Source organism: Thalassobellus citreus (assembly GCF_044385915.1).
GTDB classification, from domain to species: Bacteria; Bacteroidota; Bacteroidia; order Flavobacteriales; family Flavobacteriaceae; genus Thalassobellus; species Thalassobellus citreus.
The window spans coordinates 28805-51834 of record NZ_JBISCC010000127.1 but is presented as its reverse complement, the minus strand read 5'-3'; the positions used below and the strand labels follow the sequence as shown (position 1 = coordinate 51834).

The 23030-nt window shown below is 31.3% G+C and carries 17 protein-coding genes, 1 tRNA gene and 1 pseudogene; 8 read left to right on the top strand and 11 right to left on the bottom strand.

The genetic code is table 11. The features are described from left to right. A complete protein-coding gene (locus ACH5TX_RS13890; protein WP_439340099.1) occupies positions 1–174 on the top strand; it encodes a hypothetical protein in 174 nt (57 codons plus the stop codon). Between the two features lie 312 nt (positions 175–486). Here ACH5TX_RS13890 and ACH5TX_RS13885 read toward each other — a convergent pair. From ACH5TX_RS13885 to ACH5TX_RS13875, 3 genes are all read right to left on the bottom strand, one after another. Then, positions 487–560: transfer RNA gene (locus ACH5TX_RS13885), tRNA-Asn, on the bottom strand. 70 nt (positions 561–630) lie between these two features. Continuing rightward, entirely contained in the window at positions 631–1965 is a 1335-nt protein-coding gene (gene rseP / locus ACH5TX_RS13880) for an RIP metalloprotease RseP (RefSeq protein WP_439340098.1), read from the bottom strand. Between the two features lie 69 nt (positions 1966–2034). Continuing rightward, a complete protein-coding gene (locus ACH5TX_RS13875; RefSeq protein ID WP_439340097.1) occupies positions 2035–3972 on the bottom strand; it encodes a M1 family metallopeptidase in 1938 nt (645 codons plus the stop codon). A gap of 106 nt (positions 3973–4078) precedes the next feature. Between ACH5TX_RS13875 and ACH5TX_RS13870 the strand changes: the two genes are divergently transcribed. The 4 genes from ACH5TX_RS13870 to ACH5TX_RS13855 all read left to right on the top strand — a co-directional run bounded on the left by ACH5TX_RS13870 (position 4079) and on the right by ACH5TX_RS13855 (position 7322). After that, positions 4079–4753 carry an SCO family protein gene (locus ACH5TX_RS13870; protein ID WP_439340096.1) on the top strand — a complete coding sequence of 225 codons (675 nt, stop codon included), beginning with the start codon at positions 4079–4081 and terminating at the stop codon, positions 4751–4753. 70 nt (positions 4754–4823) lie between these two features. Further along, on the top strand, positions 4824–5057 hold the full coding sequence (locus ACH5TX_RS13865; RefSeq protein WP_439336456.1) for a FeoA family protein: 234 nt from the start codon (positions 4824–4826) through the stop codon (positions 5055–5057). Further along, entirely contained in the window at positions 5050–7149 is a 2100-nt protein-coding gene (gene feoB / locus ACH5TX_RS13860) for a ferrous iron transport protein B (RefSeq protein ID WP_439340095.1), read from the top strand. Before ACH5TX_RS13865 ends, feoB (ACH5TX_RS13860) begins: the two co-directional genes overlap by 8 nt. Positions 7150–7184: 35 nt before the next feature. Continuing rightward, complete coding sequence (locus ACH5TX_RS13855; protein ID WP_439340094.1) at positions 7185–7322, top strand: FeoB-associated Cys-rich membrane protein; 138 nt, start codon at positions 7185–7187, stop codon at positions 7320–7322. A 5-nt stretch (positions 7323–7327) separates the two neighbouring features. Here ACH5TX_RS13855 and ACH5TX_RS13850 read toward each other — a convergent pair whose 3' ends face one another. Then, on the bottom strand, positions 7328–7870 hold the full coding sequence (locus ACH5TX_RS13850; RefSeq protein ID WP_439340093.1) for a hypothetical protein: 543 nt from the start codon (positions 7868–7870) through the stop codon (positions 7328–7330). 18 nt (positions 7871–7888) lie between these two features. Beyond that, positions 7889–8455: a hypothetical protein gene (locus ACH5TX_RS13845; protein WP_439340092.1), complete on the bottom strand. Its 567-nt coding sequence runs from the start codon at positions 8453–8455 to the stop codon at positions 7889–7891. A gap of 147 nt (positions 8456–8602) precedes the next feature. On the opposite strand from ACH5TX_RS13845, the gene ACH5TX_RS13840 reads away from it, so the two are divergent. Beyond that, a complete protein-coding gene (locus ACH5TX_RS13840; protein WP_439340091.1) occupies positions 8603–10846 on the top strand; it encodes a TonB-dependent receptor in 2244 nt (747 codons plus the stop codon). A 45-nt stretch (positions 10847–10891) separates the two neighbouring features. On the opposite strand, the pseudogene feoB (ACH5TX_RS13835) reads toward ACH5TX_RS13840, so the two are convergent. From feoB (ACH5TX_RS13835) to ACH5TX_RS13825, 3 genes and pseudogenes are all read right to left on the bottom strand, one after another. Then, positions 10892–13097: pseudogene (feoB, locus tag ACH5TX_RS13835) on the bottom strand (ferrous iron transport protein B). A gap of 3 nt (positions 13098–13100) precedes the next feature. After that, positions 13101–14123, bottom strand: a complete 1023-nt coding sequence (locus ACH5TX_RS13830) for a metal-dependent transcriptional regulator (protein WP_439336451.1) — start codon at positions 14121–14123, stop codon at positions 13101–13103. Between the two features lie 2 nt (positions 14124–14125). Continuing rightward, a complete protein-coding gene (locus ACH5TX_RS13825) occupies positions 14126–14779 on the bottom strand; it encodes a metal-dependent transcriptional regulator (RefSeq protein WP_439340489.1) in 654 nt (217 codons plus the stop codon). A 152-nt stretch (positions 14780–14931) separates the two neighbouring features. Between ACH5TX_RS13825 and ACH5TX_RS13820 the strand changes: the two genes are divergently transcribed. Both ACH5TX_RS13820 and ACH5TX_RS13815 read left to right on the top strand, forming a co-directional pair. Beyond that, positions 14932–16143, top strand: coding sequence for a hypothetical protein (locus ACH5TX_RS13820; RefSeq protein WP_439340090.1), 1212 nt, complete (start codon positions 14932–14934; stop codon positions 16141–16143). Between the two features lie 23 nt (positions 16144–16166). Further along, positions 16167–16526 carry a YraN family protein gene (locus tag ACH5TX_RS13815; protein ID WP_439340089.1) on the top strand — a complete coding sequence of 120 codons (360 nt, stop codon included), beginning with the start codon at positions 16167–16169 and terminating at the stop codon, positions 16524–16526. Between the two features lie 86 nt (positions 16527–16612). Here ACH5TX_RS13815 and ACH5TX_RS13810 read toward each other — a convergent pair whose 3' ends face one another. The 3 genes from ACH5TX_RS13810 to ACH5TX_RS13800 form a co-directional block, all read right to left on the bottom strand. Next, entirely contained in the window at positions 16613–17941 is a 1329-nt protein-coding gene (locus ACH5TX_RS13810; RefSeq protein ID WP_439340088.1) for a TlpA family protein disulfide reductase, read from the bottom strand. Between the two features lie 37 nt (positions 17942–17978). Continuing rightward, positions 17979–21320 carry a transcription-repair coupling factor gene (mfd, locus tag ACH5TX_RS13805; RefSeq protein WP_439340087.1) on the bottom strand — a complete coding sequence of 1114 codons (3342 nt, stop codon included), beginning with the start codon at positions 21318–21320 and terminating at the stop codon, positions 17979–17981. A 97-nt stretch (positions 21321–21417) separates the two neighbouring features. Then, positions 21418–23028, bottom strand: coding sequence for a sigma-54 interaction domain-containing protein (locus ACH5TX_RS13800; RefSeq protein ID WP_439340086.1), 1611 nt, complete (start codon positions 23026–23028; stop codon positions 21418–21420). Positions 23029–23030: the final 2 nt, after the last annotated feature.

Genomic DNA, 23030 nt, shown 5'->3' with positions numbered 1-23030 from the left:
ATGGGTTTACTTAACGGTAGACTTCACAAAACTAGTACAATTGAAAAGTTTGAAGTTTTAACAGCTCTTGTATTAGCAGCCTTTTTAGCTTATATCTTTTTCAAATATTCAAATAAATGGTTAAGAAAAAAACCAAAAGATGAAATAGATGAGATTGGGAAAGAAGGAAACTAACCACTTCCTTTCAACCTCTCCGTTTCTAAACTAATCTTCTTTTGTACAACCTTACCATAACGATCTTGTCTTGTTCTACTAGAAGATATTTATTTTATGTGTATTCATATTTTTAAATTTTAGTGATTTAATTACATTAGAAAAACTGCAACCTTTTTAATTTGGACTGCAACCTTATGTGCAACCTTTTTTTTGAAAAAACTTGATTAATCAGTATTTGAAGTAAAATATAATTAATGAACTATTGGTAACTATAATCTAGGAAAGTATATAAAAACAAAAAAGTCCAACATTTCTGTTGAACTTTTTTTGCTCCTTCTCTTGGGCTCGAACCAAGGACCCTCTGATTAACAGTCAGATGCTCTAACCAACTGAGCTAAGAAGGAATATTAATTTCGCCTTAGCGAGCGCAAATATATAAGTTTTTTTAATTACCACAAACATTTTTTAAAAAAATTAATTAAAAATTGCTTTAAAAATATCATTCCCGTTTGCAAATAAAACTAACCCTATTAAAATAAAGAATCCTACCATTTGTGCATACTCCATAAATTTGTCTCCAGGCTTTCTTCCAGATACCATTTCGTAAAGTAAAAACATAACGTGTCCGCCATCTAAAGCAGGTATTGGCAATAAGTTTAAAACACCTAACATTATAGATAGAAAGGCTGTTAAACCCCAAAAAGCACCCCAATCCCATGTTGGAGGAAACATTTTCCCTATAGCAGCAAAACCTCCTAATTGTGAAGCTCCCTTTTTTGTGAATATGTATTTAAATTGAGCAAAATAATCAACAATAGTCCAATACCCTAATGAAAGTCCTTTACTTACACTTTCTGTAAAAGAGTAATCTTTATGATTATAAGTAATATAATCTTTATCGGTAGGTTGTAAAACCACTCCTATTTTTGAGTCTTTATCTGGAGTAACTATTACTTCTTTTAATGTATGATCTCTTTCAATAGTAAGTTTAACGGTTTCCTTTTCTGTATTTCTATTTTTTATAAAATAATTATAATCTGTATTATAGCTTACTTTATTCCCTTCTACTGCAACAATTTTATCGCCTTTTAATAAGCCAGCTTTTTCACCAGGAAAATCAGGCACTATAGAATCTAAAACAAATGGAGATCTGGCTGTAAAAGCGCTAGTGTCTCCATTTTCAAACATGGTAGTCCCAATATTTTCTGGTATAGCTATATCTACAGTATTTCCGTCTTGACGTTCAACTTTAATAGACTTAATGGTTCTAAACATTAAGTTAGAATTAATACTAGATATTTCTTCTATAGGGACACCATCTGCACTAACAATTTTATCGCCTTGTTTAAATCCTATATCCTCCATGGTTTTAGTAATACCATAGCCATATTTAATATCATCTTTTGTGCTATAACTAGTTCCCCAAGCAAAAACTATAAAAATATAAATTACAAAAGCCAAAATAAAATTAACTGTTACACCACCCAACATAATAATTAATCGTTGCCATGCTGGTTTAGAACGAAATTCCCATGGTTGTGGCTCTTGAGCCATTTGCTCGGTATCCATACTCTCATCAATCATTCCAGAAATTTTCACATAACCTCCTAATGGCAACCAACCTATACCGTAAACGGTTTCTCCTATTTTCTTTTTAAATAATGAAAACTTTACATCAAAAAATAAGTAAAATTTTTCAACGCGTGTTTTAAATAATTTAGCTGGTATAAAATGACCTAATTCGTGTAAAACAACTAATATTGATAGGCTCAACAACAATTGAGCTCCTTTTATTAAAAATACTGACATCTATAATTTTTTATAATCGCACAAAAGTAAGCTTTTCACATCATTTAGAAAACTTATTAAAATTAATAGCTAGTTTTTTAACACCGATTTATTAATTACACCCTGTGTTGTATGTAATTGCACGAAAAGAACTCCCGAAGAAAATGGAGTTATATTAACTTTTTCTAACCACTTTGATTGATATAATAATTGTCCAAATACGTTAAATATCTTTATTTCATTAACCCCTATACTACCTGGTTTTGAAATAATTACATTCTCTTGCGCAGGATTTGGATACAAAAGAATGCTTCTCTCAAGTTCAAATTTATTAGTTGCAAGTGTTACTGTATTGTTTTTTGAAATTAAATCTGCCTCAGGATCAAACTCAACTGAAGCTACTGTAAAATTCACCGAATTAAGGAAATCTTCTTGATTCGTCGTATTGTTTAATGTAATATCTAGTGTTTCGCCTAAAGTTCCTGTAAGTCTTAAAGGTACTGGAGCTTCAAAATAAGATACTGAAGGATTACTTTGTGTTTGAGAAATTTGAATATGTACTTGGCTATCCGAAGGTTGATTCCATTCAATATTGTAACTAGGATAGCCTTCTTTATATAACCAATCGTTAAAAAACTCGGTTAAATTTTCACCACTTGCTGCTTCCATAATAGGAATAAAATCTTCTGTTTTAGCATAATCATAGGCATGATTCGTATTGCTTAAATAATTTTTAATACCTTGAAAAAAATTGGTATCCCCTATTTTCTTTCTTAGCATATGCAAAACCATAGCACCTTTATTATAACTTAATCTGCTACTAAATATTCTACCTACACTTGTTGTGTCTGTATCTGAAAGATATACAGTACCACCAGTAAAAGAGGTTATAGAGGTGTTACGTTGTTTTTTCCATGTTGTAAAAGCCGCATTACCGTCAATATTTTCAATGGTTAGCCCAGATAAATAGGTTGCAAAACCTTCATTAAGCCAAATATCTTTCCAGCTGCCGCAGGTAATTTTATTTCCAAACCATTGATGCGCCAACTCATGAGCAATTAAATTACGATTAAAACTACCCATAAATGAAACTGTTGTATGTTCCATACCTCCTCCCCAACCAAATTGCGCATGACCATATTTTTCATTAGCAAAAGGGTATGTTTCAAATAAATTAGAAAACAAATTCATTATTTCAACCGTAATTGGAGTACTTGTTTGCGCCGTACTTAAACTTTCTGGATACACATAGTTTACTATATCAAAAGGACTTCCATTATTTGCTACCGTATGCGAATACACGCTATAGTTTGTTACAGCTATCGCTATTAAATAAGCAGGAATTGCATAACGATGTTTAAAATGAGTGGTTTTATTTAATCCATCAATAATCTGGCTTTGTTCTAATCCATTAGAAACAGCAATATATTCTTCATTAGACGGATTAAACCTAGGTGTTGTGATGTAAACATCTAAAGAATCTGCTTTATCATTTAAGTCTTGCTTACAAGGCCACCAACCTTTTGCGCCGTAAGGCTCAGAAAGTGTCCACACAATAGGATCTCCATCGTGTTGACTTTGTTCAAAAGAACCAAAACCAGAGCTTACTGGGTTACCGGAATAGCTTATAGTTAAAGAATCTAAAACACCTGTATTTTGAACAGCTGGTAATGTAATAACCAATTCATCATTTGCATTCTGAGTAAATGATAATGTATTTCCTCTTTGTGTAACTTGTGAAACCGTCATGTTATCTGTTAAATCGAAAGTAACTTCACTTAAATTCTCTTTGGCTTCAAGATAAGTAGTTACATCTCCTGAGATAAAAGCAATACCTGGATCTAGAGTAAACTCTAATCGGTGATATTTTACATCGTAATTTCCGGTATTAATATTTGCTTTTTGTAGCATTTTTTTTGAAGCAGATTTTACTTCTAAATCTCTTATAGATTTTAATGTATTATCAAAGTCTTGCCCAAAAAAACTTATAGAATATAAGCAACATACTAGAAAAATATATACTTTCATTTTTATGTGTTTTTAAAGAATTCTTTTCAACTAAAAATACTACTTTATTAGTTATGTGTCGTATTTTTGTATTGAATCTTATAATTAATCTGTAAATTATATATAAATGCTTTCTTTTTTTAAAAGCTACAAGACATTCGCTATTGTTTTTGCTATCATCTCCATCATTATTATAGCTCTAATATATAACACTTTAAATGTTTACCAACCACTACCTATTTACCAACCCGCTATGGTTAGTACCGAATTGGTTGATAGCACCATTCAATATCAAAAAAAGTATCATAAAATAGCCGATTTTTCACTTACAAATCAAAATGGAAAAACCATTACTCAAGCCGATTATAAAGATAAAATTTATGTGGCCGATTTCTTTTTTACAACCTGCCAAACCATTTGCCCCATAATGACAGACCATATGGCCGATGTACAAAAAGCAATTTTAAATGATGACGAAGTTATGTTATTGTCCCACTCTGTAACTCCAAAAATTGATTCGGTGGCACAACTAAAACGTTACGCTATAAAGAAAGGTGTTAATGATAAAAAATGGAATTTAGTAACGGGTGATAAAAAACAGATTTACGAGTTAGCTCGAAAAAGTTATCTCGCTGTTAAAACTCTTGGAGATGGCGGCCCTTTTGATATGGTACACACCGAAAACTTTATGCTTATTGATAAAAAACGTCAAATTCGCGGGTTTTATGATGGCACCAACACAGAGGATATTGAAAAACTTCTTGAAGATATTAAAATTTTAAAAGAAGAATATAGGCAATAGTTTTATCTACAATTTTTTTAGGCTGAAATTTTACATTACTTTTGTTTCTTTAAAATCAATCTAAATAAGCTTGCAAGATACATTAGCCAATTTAAATCGAGGAGAACGTGCCATTATTACTGACGTTTCATCTATTCACATTCCTTTAAAACTCCTAGAAATGGGCTGTTTACCGGGTAATCCTGTAGAACTTGTACAATTAGCACCGTTTCAGGATCCTATGTATTTAAACATTAATGGATCGCATGTAGCTATTAGAAAAGAAACTGCTATTCATATTTTAATTGAAAAAGCAGATGAGTAAGCAAATAAACGTCGCCTTAATAGGAAATCCTAATACAGGAAAAACATCTGTTTTTAATGCCCTTACCGGTTTAAACCAAAAAGTTGGAAATTACCCTGGTATTACCGTCGAAAAAAAGGAAGGTATTTGCAAATTACCTCGTGGAGTAAAAGCCCATATTATTGATTTACCTGGCACATACAGTTTGAACGCATCTTCTCTAGACGAAAATGTTGTTATTGAGCTTCTTTTAAATAAAAACGATAAGGACTTTCCTGATGTTGCTGTTGTTGTAAGTGATGTTGAAAATTTAAAACGAAATCTACTTCTTTTTACGCAAATTAAAGATTTAGAAATCCCTACACTGCTGGTTATTAACATGGCAGACCGTATGAAGTACAAAGGTATTTCATTAGACATTCCTTACTTAGAAAAACAGCTTCAAACTAAAATCGCATTAATTAGTACTAGAAAAAACGAAGGTATTGATGCCTTAAAAGATCTAATTACTAATTATAAAGATCTATCAATAACACCTTGTTTAAATGCTTTTGAAATTGATAAAGATTATTTTGAAAATTTACAAAAAGCATTTCCTAATCAGCTTATATATAAACTTTGGTTAGTAATAACTCAAGATGTAAACTTTGGAAAAACCGATAGAAATGAAATTGATGCTATAGCAAGTTTTAAAACTAAAAGTAAAGCCGATTTAAAACGATTACAGCAAAAAGAAACCATTAAGCGTTACCAATTTATAAACAATGCGCTTAAAAAAGGACAAACCATTGATGCCTCTCAAGCTAAAGACTTGCGCACAAAACTCGATCGTGTTTTAACACACAAAGTATGGGGGTATCTTATTTTTATAGTAATTCTACTTACTATTTTTCAAGCTATTTACGACTGGTCTAGCGTCCCGATGGATTATATAGATAATGCGTTTGCTTTACTTAGTGAATGGACAAAAAACAGTTTACCACAAGGTGCTTTTACTAATTTACTAGCAGAAGGTATAATTCCTGGACTTGGAGGTATTGTTATTTTTATTCCTCAAATAGCCTTTTTATTCCTATTTATTTCTGTACTTGAAGAAAGTGGTTATATGAGTCGTGTCGTGTTTTTAATGGATAGAATTATGCGTCGTTTTGGTTTAAGCGGAAAAAGTGTTGTACCCCTTATTTCTGGTACAGCCTGTGCGATTCCTGCTATTATGGCAACACGTAATATTGAAAGCTGGAAAGAACGATTAATCACTATTCTGGTAACGCCTTTTACAACTTGTTCGGCACGATTACCTGTATACCTTATTATTATATCATTAATAATTCCTGAAGGACGATTTTTAGGATTAAGTTATCAAGCTTTAACCTTGATGCTTCTATACCTTATTGGATTTTTATCTGCTGTTATTGCAGCTGCCATTTTAAATAAAATAATGCAATTTAAAAACAAAAGCTTTTTTGTTGTTGAAATGCCAAATTATAAACTTCCGCTTTTTAAAAATGTAGCACTAACGGTTATTGAAAAAACAAAAGCATTTATTTTTGGAGCCGGTAAAATTATTCTTGCCATCTCTATTGTACTTTGGTTTTTAGCCTCTTATGGACCTGGCGACGATTTTAATAATGCAGAAAACATTATTAAAACGGAATACGCTTCGCAACAATTAACTGACGACGAAATACAGCAACATATTGCATCTCATAAATTAGAACACTCTTTTATTGGTTTAACAGGACGTGCTATTGAGCCTGCCATAAGACCTCTTGGTTACGATTGGAAAATTGGAATAGCCATTGTAAGTAGTTTTGCTGCACGTGAAGTATTTATTGGTACACTTGCTACTATTTACAGTGTTGGAAGCGATGATGAAGACACCATAAAAAACCGTATGGCAGCAGAAATAAATCCTATTTCAGGAGGACCATTATTTACATTTGCTTCTGGTGTTTCTCTATTATTATTTTATGCCTTTGCTATGCAATGCATGAGTACACTAGCTGTAGTAAAACGAGAAACTAATAGCTGGAAATGGCCAACACTTCAATTAATTATTATGAGTGGGTTTGCCTATATTGTTGCACTCATTGCATTTCAATTTTTAAAATAATTTAAGGAGTTTAAAAGAATATCGACTAAAAAAACATGAACACCATTATTCAAAACATACTGGTTCTTTTTACTTTAGGAATCGCTTTGCTTTTTTTAATTAAAAAATATTTTTGGAAAAAGCCAACATCCAAAAAAGCCTGTGGAGGCGATGATGGATGTGGATGTCATTAAAACGCTTACCTTCTCAACAACGCTTCAATATAATTCTGAGTGTTTATATACTCCATTCTTAAATCTTTCAGGTATTTTAAAACACTTTGATAATGTATATTATCAGGTTTTAAACAATCATTTAAAGCATCATCTGTAACTGTTATAGCAATATACCAATTACCACTTCTACTTACATATGCATCTTCTAGTATGGGGTCAAAATCTTTAGATTTTAATGCCGTATCAATTATAAAAGGCAAAAAGTTTAATGTTTTATCTGGTATTTCAACTTCATGAAAGGAGAAATAAAGCACTTCATTGTCATTAATATCAAAAGGCACATTTCTATCTACATCTTGATGGTACAATTCATATTTTGTATTTACATAATTGTAAAATTCGTTGGCATCTTTAGGATCTTCAAAAACAAAAGCATGTGCTTTAGGGAGTGTCCTTTTAAACTTTTTAGCCAGCATCACCTTATCGGTTTTAATACTTGGCGCTATTCTTAACGGAATACATGATGTAAAACATCCTAAAAAAAGTATTAAAAATAATTGTTTCATATAGGTCGATTGAAAATTCTAAAATCTATATCCTATTCTTAAGTGCAAATTCCCAGCAACATCACTTTCATTTTTTAAATACCCTGCATTTTTTGCGAAAGTATATACATACCCAATGCCAATACCTGTTTCATAATTAAAATGATTTCCAATATTTCTTCTTATTCCCCAAGTTGGAACAATAGAAATATCGCTTATTACCCTAATATTATCATAATTAGAAATCACAAACCAATCTGGGTGATAACTTGTTTTTAAAGAAATAAAGTTTCCGCTATTACCATCAATTCTTCTAGATTTTCGTGTTCTTTTATTCAAATTATAATACCAACGTGGTTCTGCTGTGATTACAGGTGCTAGTAAAAAACCTGTTTTATCGTAAAAACTTCCTCCCCAAATACCAGTATCAAGCCCAAATTCACTTCTTAAAGCTATTTGATTTGATAATTTAGATTCGTTATGTATCCAAACACCTAAAACACCTGTTTGAATTCCGAAAGTTGACTGTTCTACACTTACATTTTGAGACTTTGCAATTAAAGTAGATCCGCAAAAAATTAAAGCTAAAAGGAATTTTTTTATCATCTTATTTTTAATTAAAATTTAGGTAAGTATTTATCAACAACTATGCCTTCACTTCAAAATAAGACTGTTTTAACACAATCATAATATTTTAAAACATATTTTTAGTCTAACCTAAATTTATATTTATATTTGTATAAATTATTTTTAATGAAATATCTAATATTATTTTTAAGCATACTGCCAACTACTTTGTTTTCACAGCAAATTTCGGGTCGCGTATCAACCGATGGAGCACCCCTGCCTTATGCCAATGTGTATATAAAAAACACTACAAAAGGAGCAAATACGAAAGATGATGGCACATATAGCATTAATAATATTAAATCTGACACCTACACTCTTACAGCATCGTTTACAGGTTTTAAAACTCAAAGTAAATTAGTTACCATCACAGATAAAGATGTTACAGTAAATTTTAATTTAGAAGAATCTGAAGCACTAAATGAAATTGTTGTTACAGGAACTTTAAAAGCCGTATCGCGTCTAGATAGCCCCGTACCTGTTGAAGTATACTCACCCGCCTTTTTTAATAAAAATCCAACACCAAATATTTTTGAAGCACTACAAAATGTTAATGGTGTACGTCCGCAAATAAATTGTAGCGTCTGTAATACGGGTGATATTCACATAAACGGACTAGAAGGCCCTTACACTTTAGTTTTAATTGATGGTATGCCCATTGTTAGTGGTTTATCTACAGTTTACGGTTTATCGGGCATCCCTAATTCTCTTATAGAACAAATTGAAATTGTAAAAGGTCCTGCATCGTCTTTATATGGTAGCGAAGCTGTTGGTGGGTTAATAAACATTATTACAAAACTTCCAGAAAATGCCCCTTTAGTTTTTGTCGATAGTTACGCAACAGGTTGGGGAGAATGGAATTTAGACCTTGGTTTTAAAGCTAAAATAGGAAATAAAACAGATTTACTTTTGGGAGTGAACTACTTTAATTACAACAACCCAATAGACAATAACAATGATAATTTTACCGATTTAACACTTCAAGATAGAGTATCAATATTTCAAAAATGGAGCTTTAAAAGGAAACAAAATAGAATATTCTCTCTTGCTGGACGCTTTTTTTATGAAGATAGATGGGGTGGAGAAATGCAATGGAATTCATCTTACAGAGGCGGAACCGAAATCTACGGTGAAAGCATTTACACCAAACGATACGAGCTTTTAGGAAAATACCAATTACCTGTTAAAGAAAATATGTTTCTTCAATTTTCATATACCGATCATAATCAAAATTCTGTTTACGGTGATACACCTTATTTAGCAACTCAACGTATTGGTTTTACTCAATTAACTTGGGATAAACCTCTAGAGAATCATGATTTATTATTCGGAATTGCTGCACGTTACAACTATTACAATGACAATACACCAGCAACCATTAAAGCAGATAATATTGTAATTCCTTCTATTTTTATTCAAGATGAAATTAAACTCAATAAAAAAAACAATGTTTTACTAGGCGCACGTTATGATTACGATAAACGTCATGGCAATATTTTCACCCCAAGAATAGCTTATAAATTTAAACCTTCAGAAAACGATGTTTTACGCTTAAATGCTGGCACAGGCTTTCGTGTTGTAAATCTTTTTACCGAAGAACACGCAGCACTTACAGGTTCTAGAGATGTTGTAATTACAGAAGCCTTAAAACCAGAACGATCGTTTAACGTAAACCTAAATTATTTAACGAAACTATATACCAAACAAGGAAATATGTTTACAATTGATGCCTCAGCTTGGTATACACATTTCAGTAATTTAATAGCACCAGACTACGAGAGCAACCCCAATCAAATTATATATGATAATTTAAACGGAAAAGCAGTAAGTAAAGGTATAAGCTTAAATATAGACACAATGCTTTCTAATGGCATAAAACTATTAGTAGGCGCAACAGTACAAGATGTTTCTAAAACCGAAAATGTCATCACTGAACGTCAAATTTTAACCGAAAGTTTTACAGGTACATGGGGAGTAACCTATAAAAATTATAAATACAATACCACCATAGATTATACAGGAAATCTATATGGTTCTATGCGACTGCCTTTACTGGGTGATTTAGACCCAAGATTGCCAGAATCTCCAGTTTGGAGTATTCAAAATATACAATTTACTTTTGATGGATTAAATAATTTTGAAATTTACGGCGGAATAAAGAATCTACTTAATTGGACTCCCAACAAAGGAAACCCTTTTATTATTGCTAGAGCTAACGATCCTTTTGATAAAAATGTTCAATTTGATAATGACGGAAACGCCATGTCAACAGCCAATAATCCCTACGCTTTAACCTTTGACCCTGCCTATATTTATGGTCCTAATCAAGGAAGACGCTTGTTTTTTGGCATGCGATACAATTTAAAATAACACAAATTATTTTATAGATAAAGATCTATCAAACCATGAATTCACCTAAAAAATAATTCTCCAAATTTGAGCTACTAAAAAAGTAACAACAAACCCTAAAACAACAGGCATAATAGATGCAAACACCGTCCATTTTACACTTTTTGTTTCCTTATAAATAGTATAAATAGTTGTACTACATGGGTTGTGTAATAAACTAAACAACATCAAATTTATAGCGGTTAGCAAAGTCCAACCACCTGCACGTAAAATATCACCTGTAGCTGTAACCGAATCTAGTTCGAACATAACACCTGCACCAGAACCTCCAGCAATACCTGTTACCATAACCGTTAGCATTAATATGGTAGGAATCACAATTTCATTAGCAGGAATCGCGACTATATACGCTAATAAAATAACACCATTTAGTCCTAAAAGAAACCCAAAACCATCTAAAGCATCAATAGTCCAAGCAGCTATACTTTCATTACCTATATACACATTAGAGATTAACCAAATAACCGCACCCGCAGGAGCTGCAAAAACAATAGCGCGCCACAAAACAATCATGGTTCTATCTATTAACGAGGTATATAAGGTTTTCCAAAAACGTGGCGGACGATACGGAGGTAATTCTAAATTAAATGTAGATACTTCTCCCTTCAACATGGTTTTAGACAATGCCCAAGATGTACCAAACATAAAAGCCATACCCAAAACAGCAATTCCTATAACCGCTAATAATGAAACTACACTAGATAATGAAGAAGGCACTACAGCTCCAATAAAAATAGTAGCAATTAATATTTGTGTAGGCCATCGTCCATTACACAACGAAAAATTATTAGTTATTATAGCAATTAAACGCTCTCTAGGGCTATCAATAATTCGAGTAGCAACCACACCAGCAGCATTACAACCAAAACCCATACTCATGGTTAAAGCTTGCTTACCATGTGCACCAGATTTTTTAAATAAAGAATCTAAATTAAAAGCGATTCTAGGTAAATAACCAAAATCTTCCAATAATGTAAATAAAGGAAAAAAGATAGCCATTGGCGGTAACATTACCGCAATAACCCAAGCTACAGCAAGGTAAACACCATCAATTAAAAACCCATCTAACCACCAAGGCATCCCAATATTTGATGCAAAGGATTTTAAAATAGGATGCACGGTATCTAGTAAAAGTTCTGCTAATAAACCTGAAGGATAATTGGCTCCAATTATAGTTAACCATAACACCACAGCTAAGATTAAAAACATAATAGGAAACCCAAACGTTTTACTGGTAACTATTTTATCAATTTGTCTATCTAATCTAAAACGTTTTTTTGAATTATCAACCTTTACGGTATCACTAACTATTTGAGCCGCATCAGCATAAATACCTTCGGTTAAATTATCATGAAAATCGTCACCAATTTGCCAACGCAATTCGTTAGACAATTCTAATATATGATCTATATTTTTATTCTTCATGTCGTTATCAAAAACCTATTAGTTAAACTAATTCTCCTGCTCTTAAAGCATTAATAATATGCGTGTCACCTTCTAACAATCTAAAGGCAATCCATCTGCTATTCGCGATATTAGGGAACTCTTTTTCTATTTCAGCAGAAAGCGTTTTAACCGCATTTTCAATATTACTAGGCACATTTTTAATACGATGCGGCTTACATACAATATTGCCATTTGCAATCTCGCTAATAGTATGAATTAACTCTGGAATGCCTTGATTAAATCGAGCACTGGTTGGCACTACTGGAATTCCTAAATCGCGTGCTAGCGTTCGTTCATCTATAGTAATATGGTTTCGTTTAGCTTCATCCATTAAATTCAAACACAATACTGCCTTATCTGTAATTTCTAAAATTTGCAGTACTAAATTTAAGTTACGTTCTAATCTATTTGCATCTACAACAATTACAGTTACGTTGGGTTTTCCGAAAAGGATAAAATCTCGAGCTGCTTCTTCATCTTCTGATGTGGAGAGCAATGAATACGTTCCAGGTAAATCGACCAACTTAAATTTTTGACTATTATACTCAAAACCTCCTTCGGCTCTAGTAACTGTTTTCCCTGGCCAATTCCCGGTATGTTGCCTTAATCCTGTTAATGAATTGAATACCGTACTTTTTCCTGTATTCGGATTACCTGCCAACGCCACCACAAAATCGAAATTGTTGGTATTTATTCCTAGCTTTTTTAAACCTTCAGCATTGAAATGTTCACAGGTGTCGCAAGCACTTTTTACTTTTGTATCCATGGCTTAATCTTTTTTAATAAGAATTTTTGATGCTTGATTTTTCCGAAGGGCAATTGAGGTACCTTTTATTAAATAAGCATGTGGTTCTCCTAACGGATTCATTAAATCTATTTTAATATCGGCACCTTTTACAAAGCCTAAATCTAAAAGTCGTCTTCTACTCTCTCCCCGACTTTCTTTAGAAATCCCTATAATTTTAGCGGTATCTGATTCTTTTAAACTTGATAATCTGGCAATATTATCTTCAATAACAACCTCTTTTTCAATAGCTGCAACGGTTAAATTTGCTGCTACAATAGGTGCTAACCTAAACTCTTCACCTTCCGATAGAAACACAATACGAGTTGCATTATTTTCAACCACTCTAATAAGCGATCCTATATGAATGTTTTCGGCTAAAATTTGCTTATAAATTATTTCGGGTTCATCTTCAATATGTGTAATTCTACCAATGGTATTTACAGGTAATAAAGGCAACTCTGTCCCATTAACCTCAGCCATTTTTCCTGTTTTTGTAGGGATAGGATCTCCGTGCGGATCGAACTTTGGATTTCCTAAACGAGATGCCAGCGTATTGGTTTCATCATGACTTAACTTATGCTCCATCTTTTCTGCCCTATCATGCCATTCGGTTTTATCAAAACCTGTTTTATCGGCTAAATAGCGTTCCCAAAGCCTATGTACTCTAACAATACGAACCGCATAATCTCGTCCTGTTTCTGTTAACTTTAAAATATCTGATTCAAAATAAATTAAATCATTAATCGTCATTTTTTTTATGGCTTCAACAATGCTATTATTATTAAAATCTAACACCTGAACCAAAGTTTTCATATCAACTTTGTTTTCTGAATTTTCAAAATGATATAACTGCTTTAAAATATCTTCAATTATTGTTTTTTCATTACCTTTTAAATTCTTTTTAAGAATCCAAAACCAACCCTTTATAGGTCTAAACAAGCCAAAAAGCAATATTGCAATAACAAAAAAGATAATAAGTGCCGATATTGGATTGTATGTATTCATAATTACATGCTTAAATATAAATTTTGAGCAACTTCTTTAGAAATAATCATCTTTTTAGATTTAGTTTCTATAGTTAACGAGTTATCAAAAGGTTCAAAATCTAAAACCTTAATAGTGTCTCCTAACGCCAAATTATTTTTGTTTAAATACTTTAAAAACACATCAGAAGAGTTTTTTACTAATGCTAAAACGCCTTCTTTCCCTGTTTCTATATCTAAAATATTCACACTTTTTACAGGCGAATAATTTCCATCTTTATCTGGTATAGGATCGCCATGCGGATCGTGTGTTGGGTTTCCTAAAAAATCATCTAACTCGTTTACTAGTTTTAAAGATTTTATATGCTCTAACTGTTCGGCAACATCATGAACCTCATCCCAAGAAAAGTTTAATTTATCTACCAAAAACACCTCCCAAAGCCTGTGCTTTCTAACAACTAAGGCTGCTGCTAAACGGCCTTTTTCGGTTAAACTCACGCCTTGATATTTTACATAATTAGCTAAGTTTTTTTCAGCTAATTTTTTAATCATATCGGTAACCGAAGACGCTTTAGACTCAATTTTTTTTGCAATAGCATTAGTACTTACAGCCAAACTCCCTTGTTGTCCTAACTGATAAATAGCTTTTAAATAATTCTCTTCAGATAATGAAACCATGTTATAAAAATATACTGTAAAGATACACATATTTACTTTGGTTTAAAACTATTTTTAGGTATGGCTAAAAATTAAAACAAATAGAATATTTTTAAACAAATTATTCTGTTTTAGTACCTTTATTGTTGCTAAAACTATAAATACTAGCCATTATGAAAAATATAATTTTCGTTTTCATTTTAATTTCATGTTTTATATCCTGTAAAAACAAAAAGAAATTTGAAGGCAAATGGACAAATTGGACTTTAAAAAATTACGGATATAATGAAACCAAAAATGTTGTAATACAAAACGATTCTATAAAATTTAATTACACTGCATTTAATTTTTGGAACAAATATCCATTAACAATTGAAAAAGGAAAATTCAAATTTAATAACATAACCCTTAAAGGATCGATTGAAAAAGATACTTTAACTTTTAACGATTCTATACATTTTATAAAAGATGATTTAGATACTTTATATGATTACAAGCCTTTACTAAAAATAGAATTACCTCAAATATCAAAATTAATTAAGACTTCTAAAAAAGAAAACAACTTGATTAGTTATCTCTATTATGGAAAAAGAATTGATAATGGAGAATTTGGTTTACAATTAAATGACAAATATGCAAAATTAAAAGATATACCTGCTTTTCTAAATTACGAAAGAACAAGTACTAGGTGTGAATTAAGTTTATTACCCTCAACATATTTAATTATTGATAAAACAACACCAATGAAATATTTAGAGGATATATTTTATAACTTATCAATCATTAATAAACTAAAAATATGTTTTATAAATAATATAACCATAAATTTTAATGACTCCTTAGGACTTTATTATGAATATGAAAGGCTAATGAAAAAATTACCTCCATATAGAGAAAATGATAATTACAACACAAATACTTCTTCTGAAAAATATTCTATTCCACCACCACCTCCATTAGCACTTCCTCTATTTGATAAAACTACTCCTGAAATAAAATTTATCTACTTAAAAAAAGACAAAATATATTTCAAAAATGAAATTATAAAACCTGAAGACTTAAGATTCCTTATTAAACCTTGGATTAAAAAAAACAATGTTATTTTTAGTCTTTATGATTTAGAATCAACGTACTGTAGTTTTTTAGAAATGAATGCTATTATCAATAATACATATGAAGATGTAAGAGAGAAAGAATCTAAATTAACATTTAACAAAACCTTAAAAGAATTAAATAAAGAAAAACACTTAGAAATAAAAATGAAAATTAGAATGTATCATATTTGGAATTATTCAATACCTCATTATAATTCTATAATTAAAAAAAACAATTCATTTTTTGGTTTAAACGCTCCTTTAGTGCATTCCAAAACAAGTGTAGAATAACAAAATATTTTTATCTTAGTAAAATGGCTCAACACAACGAACTTGGTAAAAAAGGCGAGCAACTAGCCGTAGATTTTCTATTAAAAAACAGTTACGATATCATAGAACGTAACTATCGTTTTGATAAAGCCGAAGTTGATATTATTGCCAAAAAAGATGATATTTTAGCTATTGTTGAAGTAAAAACACGATCGACAGTCGATTTTGGAAATCCGCAAGACTTTGTAAAACCGAAACAAATTCAACGTCTTGTAAAAGCTGTTGATGAATATGTAACAGCGAACGATTTAGATGTAGAAGTGCGTTTTGATATTATTGCTATTGTAAAAGAAAGCAACAACTTTAATATTGAGCATTTAGAAAATGCTTTTTATCATTTTTAAACTTTTATTATTATTACTTAAGCAAAAAATAATTCACAATAAATTTAGAGTTAAAAATGGATCCCTGCATTCGCAGGAATGACAAATTATTCCTCAAAAAAGGTTTTTACATCTTCGAAATGTTCTGGTTTTGCAATAATGTGCTTGTCTTTATCTAAAATAAAATAGGTTGGTGTTGCCGTTACACCATAATCATTTCCTATGGCATTATCCCATTTACCTTCTCCATACACATGAATAAATTCTGGATAGTCATATGTTAGGTCTTTCCATTTGTATGGTTCTTTTTCTAAACCAATAGCAACCACTTGTATCTTTCCTTTTTCTTGAGCTTTTACAAAAGTATCTAAATGTGGAACTTCTTCTAAACAATGAGAACAAGTACTACTCCAAAAAACTACTATGTAATTTTCAGCAGTATCTAATTCACTTAATCTTTTAGTGATTTTCTTATCATCTTTTTCTATTTCTAAAGAAAAATCGGGTGCTTTTTCACCTAAAGAAACTCTTTTAAACAATAATAAGTCGTTAACCAACTGTTGGTCATTCAAAGCCAAAGCAACATCAATTAAATAAGTTTCAGAAATATAATTTGCAATAGGCTCATTACCTAAATCGGCCATTTGTTGCCATAAATCTAGCAATAAAATTCGCTTAACTTCATTAGGAACCATTTTCATAGCATCACAAAAAACATCAATATTCTTCTTATAATTGGACGCTTCATCTAATGTTTTTGAAGTCATTCCAAACACATAATTTAACATGCGCTCTTCTAAAAAACTAGAACTTTGTAATGTTGTATTATTAAAATCTACATAATCAAAATAATGTTTTTCTAAATTATTTATATATGTTTTTACATCTTCAAATACTTCGGGTACATAAGGCTTATTAGCTTTAATAAATTGAAGTGCAATAGTACCTTGAGCTGCTTTTTCAAAGTTTAGTTGCGTTTCTTTTTGAGTTTTAAAAATGGTTTTTAATGCCGTGGTATCTGTACTTTGTTGCCTAAAATAATTACCTATACTTTGAGTAACCATAGACATACTATTGGTATAAGATGCTAAAAGTTTATTTTCTGAAGAAGATGTGAATTTTACACCTGTTTCCGAGTTAAAAGTAAGCTCTATATCTTCTTTTGCATTATAAATAATATCGAAATTATAATCTTCTTGCGGTACCGCATATACCAATTTATAAATACCCTTTGTTGCTGTAGAATCTAACTGAAACTGAAAGCTTCCATCTTCTTTTATTTCTGCATTAGTAACGTATTCTGAGATAGTAGGCGTTGCTTTATACAATAATGCAACGTTATAGTCTTTAGCTGGAGAGAACGTTCCTTTTATAGTACGTTGCGCAAAAAGAAATGTTGGTAATAATACTACTAAGACAATAATTCGGTTTAACATGGGCACTAATTTATTTATATATCATAAAAATCAATAATCAAGCCACGATAGGTTTTAACAACTCGAAAGCTTGTTTTACAGATTTAACAGATTCAAAAGTTAATAATAATCGTAAGCCATTACGCGTTTGCTTTTCTTTCATTTTACAAATTCTTGGGTTTTTTTGCACAAATTGAAGCACTTTAGTAAACCCTTTACTTTGATAAAAATTACTTTGTTGGTCGGTAATAAAATAGCCTACAAACTTACCTTGTTTCATAATAATTTTTTCGAAACCTATTTTAGTTGCCAACCACTTTATTTGGACACTATTTAATAAATCGGTCACTTGATTTGGTAATTCTCCAAAACGATCGACTAATTCTTTTTCAAATTTCTGTAATTCTTCTTCAGTATTTAAATTATTTAGCTGTGTGTATAAATTTAAACGTTCAGCAATATTATTTACATAATCATCTGGAAATAACAATTCAAAATCCGAATCGATAGTTACTTCTTTAACGTAAACTTTATCGTCTTCATCATATAAATCTTTAAACTCGTTTTCTTTAAGTTCTTCAATTGCTTCATTTAATATTTTCTGATAAGTATCAAAGCCTATTTCATTTATAAATCCGCTTTGTTCACCACCTAACAAATCGCCTGCACCACGAATTTCTAAATCTTTCATGGCTATATTAAAGCCGCTTCCTAATTCGGTAAACTGTTCTAAGGCTGTAATTCGTTTTCTAGCATCATCTGTCATAGCCGAATATTCGGGTGTTATAAAATAACAGAATGCTTTTTTATTACTACGCCCTACACGACCACGCATTTGGTGTAAATCGCTCAATCCGAAATTATTAGCGTTATTAATAAAAATGGTATTCGCATTAGGCACATCCAATCCACTTTCAATAATGGTTGTGCTCACTAACACATCAAAAGCACCATCCATAAACGATAACATAAGCTGTTCTAGTTTTTTACCATCCATTTGCCCATGACCAATACCTATTTTAGCATCGGGCACTAAACGCTGAATCATGCCTGCGACTTCCTTAATATTTTCAATACGATTATGAATAAAAAATATTTGTCCGCCACGTTCAATTTCATAACTCACGGCATCACGAATACTATCTTCACTAAACCGAATTACATGACTTTCTATAGGATAACGATTTGGTGGTGGCGTTGTAATAACCGATAAATCGCGGGCAGCCATTAAACTAAATTGAAGCGTTCGCGGAATTGGTGTTGCGGTTAAAGTCAACACATCTACATTATCTTTTAATGTTTTAAGTTTTTCCTTTACAGCAACTCCAAATTTCTGTTCTTCATCAACAATTAGGAGGCCTAAATCTTTAAACTTTACTTTTTTATTAACGAGTTGGTGTGTGCCAATAATAATATCTACTTTTCCTTTTTCAAGATTCTCTAAAGTCTCTCTTTTTTCTTTTGCAGTTCTAAATCTATTTAAATAATCTACCGTTACAGGGAATTCTTTTAAACGTGCTGCAAAGGTTCTAGAATGCTGATATGCTAAAATAGTTGTTGGCACCAAAACAGCGACTTGTTTGCCATTATCTACAGCTTTAAAAGCGGCACGAATAGCGACTTCTGTTTTACCAAAACCTACATCGCCACAAACCAATCTGTCCATAGGGCGTTCGCTTTCCATATCGGCTTTAATATCGGCAGTAGCAGTACTTTGGTCGGGCGTATCTTCATAAATAAAAGAAGCCTCCAACTCATGTTGCATATAACTATCTGTCTTGTATTGATAGCCTTTTTCGGTTTTACGTTTAGCGTAAAGTTTAATTAAGTTAAACGCTACATGTTTTACACGTGCTTTTGTTTTGGCTTTTAAAGTTTTCCAAGCGGTACTACCAAGTTTGTAAATTTTTGGTGGCTTCCCATCTTTTCCATTAAACTTAGTTATTTTATGAAGTGAATGAATACTTAAATACAGTACATCGCGCTCACCATAAACCAGTTTAATAGCTTCTTGTTTTTTGCCTTCTACATCTATTTTTTGAAGTCCGCCAAAACGTCCAATACCATGATCTATATGCGTTACATAATCACCAATATCTAAATTTGTAAGCTCCTTTAAAGTAATGGCTTGCTTTTTAGCATAACCGTTTTTAACATGAAACTTATGGTAACGTTCAAAAATTTGATGATCTGTATAACACACCACTTTTGAGTCGTGATCTATAAACCCTTGATGTAATGATAAAACAATGGTTTTATAATGAACCTCTTCTTCTACATCATCAAAAATATCATGAAAGCGTTTTGCTTGCTGTTCACTTACACAGGCTATATAATTTTTATATCCTTTATCGTGATTGGTATTTAAATCTTCTATTAACAAATTAAATTGCTTGTTAAAAGAAGGCTGTGGAGAAGTATTAAATGCAATTGATTGCGTATCGCCTATACTAGAAAAGACAGCAGAACTACCAAACTCTACAATTGAAAACTCTAACAATTGTTTTTTTAATAATTCAGAATTACTAAATAACTCATTTGGTTCGGCATGCTTAATATCTGAAGACAAGGTTTTAAAAGCTTCTTCTGCTTTGGTATAAAAATCGTCTATTCTTGAAAAGAATAAATCGGCATTTTTAAAATACACCACTGTTTTTTGAGCAATATATTTTAAAAAACTTTGACGTTTTTCTTCTAATAATTTATTGGCAACATTAGGAATGATGTTGATTTTTTTAATCTGCTCTATAGATAATTGTGTCTCTACATCAAAGGTTCTAATACTATCAACCTCATCGCCAAAAAACTCAATTCTATAAGGTTGATCGTGCGAAAACGAAAATACATCTACAATACCTCCACGTACCGAAAACTCACCAGGTTCGGTAACAAAATCGACCCGTTTAAATTGATATTCAAACAACACCTCATTTACAAAATCGATAGATAAATCGTCATTAACACCAATTTTTAAAGTATTACGTTCTAATTCTTTTCTAGTTACCACCTGCTCGAAAAGCGCATCTGGATACGTAACAATAATGGCTGGTTTTTTTTGAGAGTTTATGCGGTTTAAAACCTCAGCTCGTAATAGTACATTAGCATTATCGGTTTCTTCTATTTGATAAGGTCTGCGGTAACTTCCAGGATAAAATAATACATCTTTATCGCCACATAATTGTTCTAAATCGTTTAGGTAAAAAGCAGCTTCTTCTTTATCGTTAAAAACAATTAAAAAAGGTTTCTCTGCTTCTTTAAACACACTCGATATAACAAACGAAAACGAGGAGCCTACAAGGCCTTTTAAATGTGTTTTACTTTGAGAATTGGCAATAGACGTTTTCAGATTTCGCGTTTGCAAAGTCTGTGCATAAGTTTGCGAGAGAATAGTTTTACTCACGTAATTTAAATTTTAAGCAAATATACTTTTTTATAAGACTTTTAATAAACGTTTTAAAGAAAACGATCGCGCTTTTACTTATTATTATAAATAAAAATCAAATTACTTTCCCTTTATACTTATCTACATTAATATTGTATTTATCAATTCTTAAACCAAGTTTACGGTTTGAAATTTTAAGTTGTTTTGCAGTTTGTAAAACATTCCCTTTTTTTACGGTAAGACAATCAATAATTAATTGTTTTTCCACCTTTTCTACAATAATTTGAAGCGTCCCTTTATTAAGTGTACTTGATGACTCGGCAGTTTGAAGTGTTGGAGGAAGATTTTCTATTCGTATTACTTGATCGGTACTAAGAATAGCGGCACGTTCAACACAATTTTCTAATTCTCTAATGTTTCCTGGCCATTTGTAAATCATTAAAGCATCAATAGCAGAAGAAGATATTCTTAAAATATTCGTACCATTCTTTTTATTTGCTTTTTGAATAAAATGATCTGCTAAAATTGGAATATCATTTAGTCGCTCCCTTAAAGGAGGTATATATAAAGGAAATACATTAAGACGATAATATAGATCTTCTCTAAATTCACCTTCTACAATAGCTTCTTCTAAGTTTCTATTTGTTGCTGTAATAATTCTAGCATTACAATTAATAGTTTTAGAACTTCCTAATTTTTCAAATTGCTTTTCTTGAAGCACTCTTAAAAGTTTAATTTGCATAGTTGCAGATAACTCTCCAACTTCATCAATAAATAAAGTGCCGCCTTGAGCTAATTCAAATCGTCCTTTTTTAACTTCAGACGCTCCTGTAAAAGCTCCTTTTTCATGACCAAACAATTCGCTTTCAATTAAAGTTTCAGGTAATGCCGAGCAATTAACTTTAATAAAAGGTTTTGATGCTCTATTACTTTTATAATGTATGGCATCAGCTATTAACTCTTTACCAACACCACTTTCTCCTCTTATTAAAACCGTTGCTTCAGTTTTAGCCACTTGTTCTATTTGTTTAAAAACCTCTCGTAGTTTAAAGCAATTACCAATTATATTCTCATAAGAAAACCTGTTTTCAAGTTCTAAATGTAATTTTTTATTTTCGTTTTTCAAGCGTTCTATTTCTTCCATTCTATCTTGTTTGGCTCTTACAGCTTGTGCAAGCATAGAACCAATAACCGAAAGAATTCTGATAAGCTCATTTTTATTTACACGTTCATCATAAACTCTAGAAATACTTAATGTTCCAACAATTTCATTATCAACTTTTATTGGTACAATAACAAAAGAAATATCTTTGTTATTTTTTGTTTGAAGTTCCATTTTGGTTTTATTTACAAAACCTTGAGCGCCTTCAATTTTATCAATAAAGATAGGCTCTCCACTTTTAACAACATTTCCAGTAATACCTTCTCCAACTAAATAACGTCCTTGTTTTTTGTCATCATAAGACATTCCGTAAGAAGCCTCTATTAAAATTTTAGAAACCTCTCGATTCAATATCGATAGAATAGAACGCTCTGCGTCTAAATACCTTGCTACTAGTTCCATAACTGGTGCCATTATATCTTTAATGAACCTAGTATTATTAATCATGGTACTAATTTCAAACAACAGTGGTAATTCAGTATCTCCTTTACAGAATCTCCCAGCTTTATGACAATAATGACTTTTAAATCCGTCTTTAATATTATTTTTTAATGCTGTAGACATAG